The 12,912-nt window shown below is 36.7% G+C and carries 19 protein-coding genes; 11 read left to right on the top strand and 8 right to left on the bottom strand.

Annotation, left to right across the window (positions count from 1 at the left end; translation table 11 throughout):
• Positions 1 to 105: 105 nt before the first annotated feature.
• From AC4E8C_RS14965 to AC4E8C_RS14945, 5 genes are all read left to right on the top strand, one after another.
• Complete coding sequence (locus AC4E8C_RS14965; RefSeq protein WP_223593216.1) at positions 106 to 279, top strand: YozD family protein; 174 nt, start codon at positions 106 to 108, stop codon at positions 277 to 279.
• Positions 280 to 476: 197 nt separating this feature from the next.
• Positions 477 to 656, top strand: a complete 180-nt coding sequence (locus tag AC4E8C_RS14960) for a hypothetical protein (RefSeq protein ID WP_490207456.1) — start codon at positions 477 to 479, stop codon at positions 654 to 656.
• 12 nt (positions 657 to 668) lie between these two features.
• Positions 669 to 1,232: a serine/threonine protein kinase gene (locus tag AC4E8C_RS14955; RefSeq protein WP_490207455.1), complete on the top strand. Its 564-nt coding sequence runs from the start codon at positions 669 to 671 to the stop codon at positions 1,230 to 1,232.
• Between the two features lie 229 nt (positions 1,233 to 1,461).
• Positions 1,462 to 2,232, top strand: coding sequence for a sporulation protein (locus AC4E8C_RS14950; protein ID WP_490207454.1), 771 nt, complete (start codon positions 1,462 to 1,464; stop codon positions 2,230 to 2,232).
• Positions 2,233 to 2,412: 180 nt separating this feature from the next.
• The gene (locus tag AC4E8C_RS14945; RefSeq protein WP_490207453.1) at positions 2,413 to 2,724 is read left to right on the top strand and encodes a YodL domain-containing protein; all 312 of its coding nucleotides are present in this window, start codon (positions 2,413 to 2,415) and stop codon (positions 2,722 to 2,724) included.
• A gap of 91 nt (positions 2,725 to 2,815) precedes the next feature.
• Here AC4E8C_RS14945 and AC4E8C_RS14940 read toward each other — a convergent pair whose 3' ends face one another.
• The gene (locus AC4E8C_RS14940; RefSeq protein ID WP_490207452.1) at positions 2,816 to 2,944 is read right to left on the bottom strand and encodes a hypothetical protein; all 129 of its coding nucleotides are present in this window, start codon (positions 2,942 to 2,944) and stop codon (positions 2,816 to 2,818) included.
• A gap of 152 nt (positions 2,945 to 3,096) precedes the next feature.
• Here AC4E8C_RS14940 and deoD point away from each other — a divergent pair, with 152 nt between their 5' ends.
• The 4 genes from deoD to AC4E8C_RS14920 all read left to right on the top strand — a co-directional run bounded on the left by deoD (position 3,097) and on the right by AC4E8C_RS14920 (position 7,647).
• Positions 3,097 to 3,801, top strand: coding sequence for a purine-nucleoside phosphorylase (gene deoD / locus AC4E8C_RS14935; protein WP_490207451.1), 705 nt, complete (start codon positions 3,097 to 3,099; stop codon positions 3,799 to 3,801).
• 249 nt (positions 3,802 to 4,050) lie between these two features.
• Complete coding sequence (locus tag AC4E8C_RS14930; RefSeq protein WP_490212577.1) at positions 4,051 to 5,553, top strand: lmo1851 family serine protease; 1,503 nt, start codon at positions 4,051 to 4,053, stop codon at positions 5,551 to 5,553.
• Positions 5,554 to 5,839: 286 nt separating this feature from the next.
• The gene (locus AC4E8C_RS14925) at positions 5,840 to 6,742 is read left to right on the top strand and encodes a CobW family GTP-binding protein (RefSeq protein ID WP_490207450.1); all 903 of its coding nucleotides are present in this window, start codon (positions 5,840 to 5,842) and stop codon (positions 6,740 to 6,742) included.
• A gap of 83 nt (positions 6,743 to 6,825) precedes the next feature.
• Positions 6,826 to 7,647 carry a hypothetical protein gene (locus AC4E8C_RS14920; protein WP_490207449.1) on the top strand — a complete coding sequence of 274 codons (822 nt, stop codon included), beginning with the start codon at positions 6,826 to 6,828 and terminating at the stop codon, positions 7,645 to 7,647.
• A gap of 63 nt (positions 7,648 to 7,710) precedes the next feature.
• Here AC4E8C_RS14920 and AC4E8C_RS14915 read toward each other — a convergent pair whose 3' ends face one another.
• Positions 7,711 to 7,953 carry a DNA alkylation repair protein gene (locus AC4E8C_RS14915; RefSeq protein ID WP_490207448.1) on the bottom strand — a complete coding sequence of 81 codons (243 nt, stop codon included), beginning with the start codon at positions 7,951 to 7,953 and terminating at the stop codon, positions 7,711 to 7,713.
• A 151-nt stretch (positions 7,954 to 8,104) separates the two neighbouring features.
• Here AC4E8C_RS14915 and AC4E8C_RS14910 point away from each other — a divergent pair, with 151 nt between their 5' ends.
• The gene (locus AC4E8C_RS14910) at positions 8,105 to 8,566 is read left to right on the top strand and encodes a FixH family protein (RefSeq protein ID WP_490207447.1); all 462 of its coding nucleotides are present in this window, start codon (positions 8,105 to 8,107) and stop codon (positions 8,564 to 8,566) included.
• Between the two features lie 121 nt (positions 8,567 to 8,687).
• On the opposite strand, the gene AC4E8C_RS14905 is transcribed toward AC4E8C_RS14910, so the two are convergent.
• The 4 genes from AC4E8C_RS14905 to AC4E8C_RS14890 all read right to left on the bottom strand — a co-directional run bounded on the left by AC4E8C_RS14905 (position 8,688) and on the right by AC4E8C_RS14890 (position 10,235).
• Complete coding sequence (locus AC4E8C_RS14905; RefSeq protein WP_490207446.1) at positions 8,688 to 9,137, bottom strand: hypothetical protein; 450 nt, start codon at positions 9,135 to 9,137, stop codon at positions 8,688 to 8,690.
• Positions 9,138 to 9,239: 102 nt separating this feature from the next.
• The gene (locus AC4E8C_RS14900) at positions 9,240 to 9,710 is read right to left on the bottom strand and encodes an Hsp20/alpha crystallin family protein (protein WP_490207445.1); all 471 of its coding nucleotides are present in this window, start codon (positions 9,708 to 9,710) and stop codon (positions 9,240 to 9,242) included.
• Between the two features lie 22 nt (positions 9,711 to 9,732).
• A complete protein-coding gene (locus tag AC4E8C_RS14895) occupies positions 9,733 to 9,975 on the bottom strand; it encodes a spore germination protein (protein ID WP_490207444.1) in 243 nt (80 codons plus the stop codon).
• Between the two features lie 8 nt (positions 9,976 to 9,983).
• Positions 9,984 to 10,235, bottom strand: a complete 252-nt coding sequence (locus AC4E8C_RS14890) for a spore germination protein (protein ID WP_490207443.1) — start codon at positions 10,233 to 10,235, stop codon at positions 9,984 to 9,986.
• Between the two features lie 236 nt (positions 10,236 to 10,471).
• Here AC4E8C_RS14890 and AC4E8C_RS14885 point away from each other — a divergent pair, with 236 nt between their 5' ends.
• Complete coding sequence (locus tag AC4E8C_RS14885) at positions 10,472 to 10,624, top strand: hypothetical protein (protein ID WP_490207442.1); 153 nt, start codon at positions 10,472 to 10,474, stop codon at positions 10,622 to 10,624.
• Between the two features lie 55 nt (positions 10,625 to 10,679).
• Here the strand turns inward: AC4E8C_RS14885 and AC4E8C_RS14880 are convergent, their stop codons facing one another.
• Together AC4E8C_RS14880 and AC4E8C_RS14875 are read right to left on the bottom strand one after the other, a co-directional pair.
• Complete coding sequence (locus AC4E8C_RS14880; protein WP_490207441.1) at positions 10,680 to 11,240, bottom strand: GNAT family N-acetyltransferase; 561 nt, start codon at positions 11,238 to 11,240, stop codon at positions 10,680 to 10,682.
• 392 nt (positions 11,241 to 11,632) lie between these two features.
• Entirely contained in the window at positions 11,633 to 12,760 is a 1,128-nt protein-coding gene (locus AC4E8C_RS14875; protein WP_490207440.1) for an amidohydrolase, read from the bottom strand.
• Positions 12,761 to 12,912 lie beyond the last annotated feature (152 nt).

The raw sequence follows: 12,912 nt of genomic DNA, 5'->3' as shown, positions 1-12,912 counted from the left end.
TTTCTTCATGGATTAAAGGAAATCGATCTAAATTCAGGAGTATTTTAAGTAATTTGCATGAAAAAGCCATGTACATCATACATTCACTAAAAAGGGGGCGATGCTATGAGAGAAATTGAAGTCTTTATTGATACAGAAGAAATTGCTGAATTTTTCTTTCATGAGCTTGTGAAAAGGGGATACGTTCCTAGTGAGGAAGAATTAGAAGAACTAGCTGACATAACCTTCGAATATCTAATTGAAAAAAGTATTATTGATGAAGAAGTACAGGATGAATAACGTAGTAAATGAGGAAGAGAGCCAATCTCTTCTGTTTAATAGAGTATCATGAAAGACGAGCATACCTTCAATGCTCGCTTTTTGTTTTGTCGCAGCTTTGACTTGCAGTTGAGATGTTGTGTCGAATGTTTCATATTTTTGAAACTTTTCATTATTTAATCCGTATTAGAATTTACGAACCTAAGGAGGGATAGTAGATGTTTAAAAAAATTCTTAAATCTATTATCAAAGGTAAACTTACTCAGCATCATAAGTATGGATCTTCAAGCGATGCATGGAAGAAAATGAATCACCATAAGCACAGCCATTACGGTCATCATCATTATAAAAAGAAGCATAAAAGCGGAAGTTTTATGTCTAGTTTCTTTAGCAGCTAAGTTGGGTAAAACATGCTGAAAAAAGGTATTTTATTTTTTGCTAATTTATTTGAAAAACCTTTTTCACCAGTTGAGGTAATAGATGACCGTTACCAGATAATCAATCATTTGGGCATGGGGAGCTATGGACATAGTTATATCGTCCGGGACCTTTTAGATCACAAGGTAAAGGTGTTAAAAGCATTAAGGATTCATAAGCGAATTACCCGCCAAGGCAGACGTGGGTTTGAACTTGAGAAAAAACTATTAGCTGCAATCAATCATCCAGGATTTCCAAAATATTTTGAAGAGGGCACCCATAAAAACATCCCTTATTATACGATGGAACTAATAGATGGGAGGAACTTTGAACAGCTTATTTTTACTGAAGGGTGGAAGATATCAGAACGCGACGCTTTTCAGATAGTCGTGGAGTTACTAGGCAACATTGAATATTTACATGATCATAACATCGTTCATAGAGATATTCGAATTCCAAATGTTATTTTTGATGGTACTAGGATTAAGCTAATTGACTTAGGTTTAGGAACATATGTTAACAAAGAAGAGGCAAGTAGAAAGGTCTTTAAGAAATAAACTATCAAGCAGATTTTTATGGTCTCGGCCATTTTCTATTGTTTTTACTCTATTCTAACTTTACATTTGATAAAAATGACAAGGAAAAAAGCTGGGAAGAAGAATTAAATATCTCAAAGGAAGCTAAACAAATTATTAGAAGACTTTTGCAAATTGAACAGCGATATGAACATTGTTCCGAAATAAAATCAGATATAAAAAATCTGCAAGGAATCTAGGAGGAAAACACATGTCACTTTTTAATAAAATATTTGCTAGTGTAGGTATTGGAGCAGCGGCAGTTGATACGAAACTTGAAAAGGATACGTATATGCCGGGTGAAACCGTCAAGGGGGTCGTGGATATTAAAGGTGGTTCGGTGGAACAGCAGATTGACGATATCTATCTTGCCTTAAATACAACTTATTTAAGGGAGTCTGATGATCGAAAATATACGATGACAGCTGTCATTGACCGGTTTCGCTTAACGTCACCTTTTACCATTCGTCCGAATGAAAAAAAGGAAATTCCTTTTACATTCCAACTTCCTTTTGATACACCGCTGTCAATTGGAAGATCGAAAGTTTGGGTAACCACTGGCCTCGATATTAAGGGTGGTGTGGACCCAACAGATAAGGACTTTTTAAAAGTGGTTCCCAATTCATTAATGAATGCTGTTTTTTTCGCTGTGGAAAACCTGGGTTTTAGAATTCGTGAAGCGGATTGTGAAGAGGCACCAAGGAGATTACGCGGTCGATTACCATTTGTTCAAGAATTTGAATTTGTGCCAGCATCCGGTCCATTTAGAGGCAGATTAGATGAGTTAGAAATTGTCTTCTTCCCATCTGCAAATGGAACACTTGAAATGATGTTTCAGGTAGATCGACGTGCAAGAGGATTATCAGGCCTATTTTCGGAGGCTTTAGGGACGGATGAAACAAATGTAAGATTATCCGTAACAACCAGTGATATCCCTTATTTACAACAAAAAATCCAAAGTACAATTCAAAGATTTTCTTAATTTGACAGGCAGTAGGGCACATCAGTCCTATTGCTTTTTTTTCGCTAAATTCCCACAAGAATCTGCCTATCATACTAAAAATATGATAATCGACAAAATTAGTGAGGTTTTTATGAAGGATTCGACAAGGACTATCGCTAATTATTAGAATAGATTAAAAATTCTTATCATTGGGGGGATATGATGATCAAAATGTTAACAAAAAAAGCCTGTATTCAATTTGATGTGACGATCTTTCAAACTCCAAAGTACCGAGAACATAAGGGCTATAAAGAGGTGTACCGAACCACAATTCCAGCCACTAATCGTGATCATTGTTTGCAAGAAACGTTTAGTCGCTTTAATGTGACAGACAGAATACCGGCTAACTATAAAGGAAGATTTCTATCAACGGGGGATATTATTTTAATTGATGAAGGCCGAGGTGGCCAGTTTTATTTTCAATTAAAGCCAGGCGGTTGGCTTCCGATTAATCGAATTGTTATTCGCTGAATCGAATTGTTATTCGCTGAATTTAACTAAAAAAACCTAAGGATAAATGAACCTTAGGTTTATTTTTGTCATTTCTATTTTGGTTGTTTATTTAGTTTTTTCTTCCACCCGCAGCGCTGTTTTCCTTTGCATGTGCTTCGTGTTCAGCTACAATCGCTTCAGCAGGGATGTGATTGTTCTTCTTTTTACCATGGATTCGAGCTCTGTGCTTTTTTCCCATCAATACCCCTCCTTTTACATCTACAAATAGCTTCCCACAAATTTAAAAAATCATGTTCAATTGGAGAAAGGTTTTTCAATAAAAAATCGTTTATGTTATAGTGACTATGGTACAACATAATACTGTACTGACTTTTGATGGGAGGCTTAACAATGAGTGTACATATTGGTGCAAAAGAAAATGAAATTGAGGAGACAGTATTGCTTCCAGGAGATCCACTTCGAGCAAAATATATTGCAGAAACATTCCTAGAGGATGCAAAATGTTACAATGAAGTTCGAAATATGTTTGGATTCACCGGAACATACAAAGGGAAAAGAATTTCTGTACAAGGGACAGGAATGGGTGTTCCTTCTATTTCAATATATGTAAATGAGTTAATGCAAAGCTATAATGTCCAAAACCTTATTCGTGTTGGAACTTGTGGTGCAATCCAGAAAGATGTAAAGGTCCGTGATGTTATTTTAGCCATGACAAGTTCAACCGACTCCAATATCAACAGACTTACATTTGGACACGTTGATTTCGCCCCTGCAGCAAACTTCGATTTACTGAGAAAAGCTTATGATGCAGGAGTAGCCAAAGGTCTTAATCTAAAAGTAGGGAATATTTTTACGGCGGATTCATTTTATAATGATAATGCCGACCTCGAAAAGTGGGCTAAATATCAAATACTTGCAATCGAAATGGAAACAACCGCTCTTTATACCCTAGCTGCTAAATTTAATCGGAATGCTCTTTCAGTTTTAACCGTCAGTGATCATATCTTAACTGGTGAGGAAACTACAGCAGAAGAACGGCAATTAACTTTTAACGATATGATTGAAGTAGCGTTAGAAGCTGCCATTAAAGAATAAAATCGTTACAATTTCATTAAGAATGAGCGGCACCTACTGAATGTGTAGGTGCCATTGTTAATTATTAGTGTATTTGGTGCATTTCATAATATTTTCACTACATTTCTTTGTTAATTTTAATAAAAAAATGTTATTCTAATCACTAAGGGTTTACTTTTTAAAGAATGGATAAATTGTTTCCCAGGATGTGAAAGTTCTGGCGTTTTTTACAGCTTGGACATTTCATAATTTTTATGGTGAATGAAAGTGGTGAAGGCTTTGGATGAAAAGAATGATGAACAAAAGGTTGAAGAAATAAAGGCCGAACAACAAGAGCAAATAACTGAGAATAAATCAGGATATATCCGCTTGAAAAAGTTCCACTTTATTATGCTGTTATTTCTTCTTGTTTTCTTATCTGCTGGAATAACTACCTTTGCGTTAGCATTTGGTAAAGAAAAAGTAGTAACCGTTACCCCAGAACGGACAGAATTCGATAAGCTTTATGAAGCCTTTGATACATTGAAGGATGGGTATTACAAAGAAGTAAATGAGAAAAAACTCGTAAATGGTGCGATTGACGGAATGGTCAAATCGCTTGACGATCCATACTCAGATTATATGAGTAATGAGGAAGCAGCTAGCTTTCACAGCAGTATTTCTTCTTCTTTCGAAGGAATTGGGGCTGAAATACAGGAAAAAGATGGGCACATTATTATAGTCTCCCCCATTAAAGGATCCCCGGCAGAAAAAGCTGGTTTAAAACCAAATGATATGGTGGTCTCAGTGGATGGGAAAAGTTTGCAGGGAATGAATTCAACTGAAGCTGTAACCCTAATTAGAGGGAAAAAGGGGACAAAGGTCGAATTAACCATTCAACGGCCTGGTATGGATGCACCAATGACAGTACCAATCGTTCGAGATACCATCCCAATTGAAACGGTTTATGGTGAAATGGTGGATGATTCAATTGCCAAAGTTCAAATCACAAGTTTTTCAACTAATACCTCCAAAGAATTAGTTGAAACCTTGAACGATTTACAGAAAAAAGGCATGAAAGGTCTCGTTTTAGACCTTCGTCAAAATCCAGGCGGGTTACTAGATCAAGCTGTAAGTATTACGAGCATGTTTGTACCTAAAGGCAAGATCATTGTAAAAGAAGAAGATAGAAATGGAAAAATAAAAGAAATTGCTTCGCAAAATGAGGGAAATCCAAACCTTCCTTTAGTAGTTTTGATTGATAAGGGCAGTGCAAGTGCATCCGAAATTTTTGCTGCTGCGGTAAAAGAATCCGCGGGTATACCACTTATTGGTGAAAAGTCTTTTGGTAAAGGTACAGTTCAAACTGCCGAGGATTTCAAGGACGGTTCAAACCTTAAATATACGATTGCTAAATGGTTAACACCTAACGGGAATTGGATTCATAAAAAAGGAATTGTTCCTGATGTAGAGGTAGCACTTCCTGAATATGCAACATTACCGATTATTGATCCTGATAAAGAATTATCTTTATCTACTTCTTCGACAGAAGTTCAAACAGCGCAGAAGATGTTGAAAGCAGTAGGATTTGATCCAGGGCGTGTTGATGGCTTTTTCGATGAAAAGACTAAACAAGCTGTTATCAGTTTCCAAACGGCACAAAGTCTGCCGGCTGATGGTGTATTAAAAGGTGATACGACCTTAAAACTAATGGACACATTACGTGAAAAAATAAAAACAAGTGATACTCAATTACAAAAAGCAGTTGAGGTTTTAAAAGGCAGAATGAAATAGTCAATCAACCCGATTCCAACTGGAGTCGGGTTCAACTTTTTGTATATGCTTTATACAAAAGGCTGTGTTAAAGACTAATGATGATTTTTTTGCACGTTGATTGGAGAGCGGAAGGTGCGAAGACTCCTGCGGGAGTACGGGGCTGGGGAGACCCCACAGGCGCTTTAGCGCCGAGGAGGCTCCCCGGCACGCCCGCGGAAAGCGAAGCACCTGGAGCGTAAATCAACAATTAAGATTAACAGAGCCATACAAAAAAGAAAATAAATGGACCAAGAAGGGAAAAATCATGAAAAAAACAGAAGTTTTCATTTTATCGGGTTTTTTAGGTAGTGGAAAAACAACATTATTAAAACGATTATTAGAGGATGAACACCGTCTGGGGAGAAAAGTTGCCGTAATGATGAATGAACTTGGTCAGGTTTCGATAGATTCTGATGCCGTTGACGAAGATGTTTCATTAAGAGAGCTTCTAGGAGGATGCATTTGCTGTTCCATTCAGGATGAGCTTGAAGCACAGCTTCAAGGTTTATTAATGGAAGTCAAACCAGATGTCATCTATATTGAGTCAACTGGAGCAGCCCATCCGGTTGAAGTATTGGACACCGTGCTTTCACCGCTATTTGCCGATCAACTATTAATTAAAGGAATTATCACGACCGTAGATGGGACGAGATGGAAGGATCGGAAATTATTAAGCCCGCAGCTGCAACAGTTAGTATTAGAACAAGTTAGGCATGCGGACTTTATCATTATTAATAAATTGGATGAAATTCTAGAAATGGATCAAGCCATGATCAGTTATGAGATTCAATCCTTAAATCCAAAAGCACAGTGTTTGTTTACAAATTTTTCTCAAGTGTCCATTTCTCAATTGAAAAATTTATCCGTCTCTTTTGAAAAAGAATCCAAGCACATTCATCTAAATTTAACTACATTTGTGTATCAGTTTAAGAATGTTATTAGCCAAACAAGGTTTGAAGATTTTTTGAAAGAATTGCCAGATACCATTTACCGGATTAAAGGATATATTAAGTTTGATTATTCTAAACAGCCCTTTTTATTTCAATACTCTTATGGGATGCCTCTATATATGAAGGAAGAGATGAATATGCCGTTAAACCTCGTTTTTATTGGTGAAAATATTGATTGGACTGTCATACAGAACCAACTGTCCCTTTTAGAAAAATAACAGGTAAAATGAATGATAACGACCCCTTCAGGTAACTCTTTTAATGTAGCAAAAATTCCATTAAAGGGGGAAGGGGGACTATAATGAAGAAGGTAGTTTGTCTTTTCGTTTTGATGCACATCCTCCTAAATGGGCAAGAGACATTCGCCGAGACTCAGCTTAGTTATAAAATTGAAATGCTGGATTGGAAAGAGGTCAACCAGATCCTACCCAAGTATACGAAATTCACCGTCTTAGATGTAGAGACTGGGAAAAAGTTCAGAGTTCAACGAAGAGCGGGCAGTCGCCATGCAGATGTTCAGCCACTGACCTCAAAAGATACAAAAATAATGAAAAAGATTTATGGGGGTAAGTGGAGCTGGAAACGGAGAGCAATCCTAGTGATTCACAAGAAACAAACGATTGCCGCCTCTATGCACGGGATGCCGCATGGTGCAGGAGCACTGCAGAATAATTTTCCTGGGCATTTTTGTATCCACTTTTATGGAAGTACAACCCATCGAACCAATTCTATGGATTTATCTCATATGCTGATGATTATGAAAGCATCAGGAAAATTAGATGAATATGTAGGAAAAGCAGATCCATATCAGGTCATCAACGCCTATATAGCGGGAATTAAGCAGCAGGATGCTCGGATCACTGCTAAGGTCTCTTTGCAAAAACTTAAATGGTCGTCTTTTTTAACAAAGGTTGAAAATGTGAGGATTTCTCGGATAGAGCAGTTGCCGCCTGAGGATTTAACAGATGAAATCAGTTTGGACGTCCCAATTGTGATTGATTGGTACATAGTGGACAAGGGGAGGCAAACGTTTAGAGGAGACATCCATTTAGTTAGGTTTTCTCCTATGGATGCATGGAAGGTAGATTCAAAGAAATTTATTAAAGAAAATCAATTTCACTAATAAAAAAACACCTTTATGATTGAGCCTTCTGAATCGGCTCACATAAAGGTGTTTTTATTAGCACTATGGTTGTTCGCCAAACTTGATAAAAGTTCGTTCATCCTCAATTAAACCGCATGAACCACATTGTATCCGATAGTCCGGTCCATTATAGGGAAAATGAAACGGTTCTAAATCATTTTCGGCATACTCTCTGATGACTTCTCCAGTTTGTGGGTCAAGTTTTACAGATTGTGAAACTTGTTGAATGATATTAAACCGGCTCCGATTCGTTTTACAATTCGGGCATTTGTATGGGGTAGACATAGATATCTCCTTTCTATATGTTGTTAAAATTTATTTTTTGCAATAGTATTGGTAAATATGTAACAATGCTAGTGAAGGATAAGGGAGGGATTTGTTTGAAGAAAAATGAAATAATTAATGATGTTGATAAAATAAATAAAGGAGAAAAGTTATGAAAAAGGTATTATTAATGATCGTTACCGTTCTCCTCCTTGGCATTGCGGTATCTTGTAGTAAACAAAAAGAAGATGCAGGGGAATTGCCTAAAATGGTTGAAGTGAATTTATCGATTAAACCGGAAACCGGGGAAGTTGGTAAACCGATTTTATTTGAAGCAAAGGTAACGCAAGGAACTGAAGAGATAAATGATGCGAAAGTAGTGTTTGAGGTGTGGCGGGCAAAGGATACAACACATGAGAAGATCACTATTAAAAAACCAAAAAATGGCGTTTATCGGCTTGAAAAGGCCTTTCAACAAGAAGGAACTTATTATATTATTTCACATGTAACGGCGAGAGATATGCATAATATGCCCAAGAAGGAATTTATTGTGGGTACCGCAAGCGAACCAGAAGATTCAAAAGCATCGGAATCAATGGAAGATATGAATATGGATGATGCAACTGATAAGTAAATATTCCCCCTTGAAAAGGACAGCCGCTGCGGCTGTCCTTTTCATAGTAAAATAAGGATAGTACTACTTTGAGAATGTCCAGTTCCAGCACCTGCTGACAAGGGCCCTTGGGAATTTCTTGTTAAGGCTCCTTTTTAGCTCTAAAATTAACCTTTGCTTCATGATTAATTTTATCTTTAATAATCTGATTTATTTTTTCCGAGTCACCCTCAAAGGTAGAACCGATATTTAATTTTCCCGATAATTCTTTAATCCCTAATTGGCCAAAATTATTAGCGTAATCTAAGTGTTCAATCACAATTTTATCAACCTGCAAGTGGTCAATTTGAATAGTTGTAGAAGTGCTATTCTCCTTTTTATCCGAAGAAACTGGAAGTGCTTTAATGGCGGTCTTAACGGCCGTATTAACCTCAGCCTTAACGGCAGCATTGATCGCCGTAATTACCTCATCCTTAACTCCTTCTTTGACCTCGTCCATTTTGGTATCTAATAAAGTAAGCTTGCTTTCCAATTCCGATATTTTCATCTTAACTATCTTATGAGAAGTAAACAAGCGTAAGAAGAAATGCATAATTACCCTCTATTCAGAATTGGTTTGACCATTCATTTGATCTTGTAACTTCTTATTTTTATCTTATTTATGATAATGAAAAACATGCAAAAAAAAAGACCTTTATAAAATTTCGGTCACATCAATTTGTGAAAACTGCATATCTACATTTTTCGGTATTTTTACTTCTAGCATGCTATCTTTAAAGTTTGCCGTTGCCCCTTTCTTTTTTACAATAGCCGGAAGGGTAATCGTGTGTTTATCTTCATCGGTGGGGATCCCTTCTACAAGGAGTTGATTCGTTGTATGATAAATACGAATCTGTTTAATCCATTCTTCTTTTTTAATCGGTATTCGTACATAAACATAATCATGTGTTTCAAATGCGTTAGAATTCAAAGGGCCTGTTACAGGCGGCTGCTGGGAAACTGACGTTTGGAACCCGCCAAACATATCTTGTGGGTTCATTCCTCTCATGTTTGGCATGACTTTACCCATTAAATCTTGAACATATTTATCTATTTCTTCTGGCTTCATCTTTTTCAACGAATCTTTTATATCTTTATTAAAAGGGAATATATTCCAGGGAAACATTACAGTTCATCCTTTCGATCGACTAAAATTGATTCGAAATCGGTATAGCTGGGTTGGCAATTTGATCTTGATCACTAATATCAGTATCAGCAAAACCATTAATAGAACCTGAAGTGGTGGGGGACAAATCTCCAAACGCCATATTGGTTCCTATCCATTTTGTATTAGCTGTATGACTGTTTTGTATATTTGTTCCAAAATCAATATTGGCATTATTATTTAAGGCGTTCGTTTTTATATTAAAAACATTTATTTGAAAAGGCATCTATCCATTCATTCCTTTATGATGGGATTGGTTAAGACATTGGATGGGTTTGCAATATCACCCATATCATTAAGATCTGGATCAATAAAAACATTTTCCATAGCTGCCGTTGGAGGGGCAAAATCACCATATGAGGAATTTTGACCTTGTGATTTAGAATTCGCCGTATGGGCGTTATGAAGGGCTTCACCGATGTTGACAGACCCGTTGTTTGATACACTGTTAATTTTAAGGCTAAAGATATTAATTACAGTCTGCATCCTGTCACATCCTTTTCGCATTCTTATTACACACATACTATGCAAATGAATGCCCATCCGTTATTAAAACCTATTTTTTGTCTAATTTCCTACTAGCAAAGGTATTCTACAGAATGCTGGACAAAGAAATAATTTTTTATTTTATTTAATTTTTTGAACAATTTGATTTTCCTGGATGAAATGTGTTTTTCTTGCAGATAATAGAAAAAACTTTATCTAAGGAAGGAGCAATGAAGTTGAGTTTTAATATGAATAGAATTAATCCAAATCAAACCCAAGTTTTTTTTCATGATGGCCGTTATGAAACATTAACGAACGAGGAATTAGAAGAATTATTGCTCCATATGGGTCAAAGTGAAAATAATATGGAGCAAACTTTAACGGAGTAATGATTCATTTTTATTTGAAAAAAATAAAAGCAAACGGCAGGGTGCCGATTGCTTTTTATGCTTCCAACAAATGGGAAGAATCTGGTGAAAGTGATTCATTCCGTAAAAGATGGAAGGTATATAAGTCTTTTGGAATTTCATATAAATCATATACTTCTTCAATAGCGTTTAGCTGCTGATAAAGTGAACTTCTACTTTGATTGGCCTTTACAACATAGGGAAGCTTTTCGGCCGCCTTGATGGAACGAATGTTTACTTTTCGAATCCGCATAAAGATTGTTTCAATACCTGCTTCGAAAAAAAGTTCTTGAAAGAAGGCATCCTTGGCGGGACTATTATATCCCTTACCATGATAAGGCTTTCCAAGCCATGTCCCTAAAAAGCCAGCATTATCTTGAATATCAAACAAATTAATTGTACCGATGGGCGCTCCCCATTCATCTAGAATAGTTCGGGAAATTAACTCACCGCGCTCTTCGGCTTCAAGGGTTTGTTTTGTGATAAATAGAAATTCTTCATAGGAAGCCGCTTTTTGACGTACAAAAGGGAAGACATCTGGGTGTGTCATTAATTCGTACAACGTGTGGCTGTCATGAAGATCACGTTTCTTAAGCATGATAATCCCTCCAATAGGGCATTCCGATCCCATGTCAAAAGAAGCGGTCCACCCTCGAAATTTTTTAGCCGGTAGGAAATCGTAACTCCCTATCAGGCAAAAGTGCAACTACACTACTGTAATACCCCGATTAGATTCCAGTCAGCGAGTTTGCTTTATAAAATTGCTAAAAAATTTCGGGGTGGGAATCGAACCCACTAGAACCAGTAAACTGGTGGCGCACCATTTGCCTTCCCTATTTCATTTTTTGTAACCGTTTATGCTGGTAAACCCCCAATGGTTTCAGTTCCAAAACTGTTTCACTTAGAGTATGATACAAGAAAAAAGGAAAAAAAGAAATAGGTTTTTTGTGTATAATTCGATAATATTTTTTACCAATTTTCAACAAAATTCTATCCTTCTTGATAAACAATTTCTCCGCTTATCATCGTCCACTTTGGTTTAGCTAAATAATGAAAGGGATGATGACTCCATAGGACTAAATCAGCTTCTTTTCCTTCTTCTATACTTCCGACGCGATGGTTAATTTTTAAATTTTTAGCAGGAAGAATGGTAATCCCCTCAATTGCCTTTTGTTCAGATAATCCTTCACGGGCTGCAAGACTTGCACAAATATTTAAATATTGTATTGGAGTATAAGGGTGATCCGTCGTAATCGACACTTCCACGCCATGATTGGTCAATTCCTGATATGTTTTCCATGTCTTATTTTTTAGTTCGACCTTGGATCTTCTAGTTAAAGTAGGACCAACGGAGACCTTTAAATCCTGATCAGCTAGTTCACTGGCAATTAAATGTCCTTCCGTACAGTGCTCAATTCGTAAATCCAAATTAAACTCCTCTGCAAATCTTAGAGCAGTAATAATATCATCAGCACGGTGGGCGTGAATTCTAACGGGAATTTCCCTCTTTAATGCCTTTACGATTGGTGCAATTCTAAGTTGATCAGGATTATCGGCATGAATCGCACTGTAAAATGCTTCTCTGAGCATACCCATAATCCCCATTCTAGTAATCGCATTACTATTCCCGCTGCTGTGAATTCTCTTTGGGTTTTCACCTAAGGCAATTTTTAATCCGGCTACTTCCTGGACGAGCATCTTTTTTATATTTTTTCCAGTGGTTTTTATCACGGAGGTGGTACCACCGATGACATTTGCACTTCCTGGCATAATATGAGCTGTCGTAATTCCGCATTTTACAGCATCAGTGAAGGCGGGGTCCAATGGGTAAACACCATCAATCGCGCGTATATGGGGGGTAAGTGCTTCAGCCGTTTCATTTGCGTCATTACCTGCCCAGCCAGTACCTTCATCATATAATCCTAAATGGGTATGAACATCGATAAAACCTGGTAATAAATACGACTCAGCACAATCAATAATAGTAACGTTTAAATCCGCTATAATATTTCTGCCTATTTTACTAATTTTCCTATCTTTTATTAGAATGTCCATGTGCTTCATTGGTGTGGAGGTAACTGGAAAAACATAAGCGTTTTTTAAAAGTATTTTAGTCATAATAAAACCTTTCTTTGTGTGATTTATATATTTTATCTATGTTAAATACAACATATGCCCCTTAAGAAAAGGTGATATTCTGCATGTATTAAATATTTAGCGGAATTTTTAATGATCAATGAAACCTTTGAAGGTAAGCAGCGTAAATAGTA

The organism is Neobacillus sp. SRL179, assembly GCF_984799095.1.
This window is presented reverse-complemented; position numbering and strand designations above follow the sequence as displayed.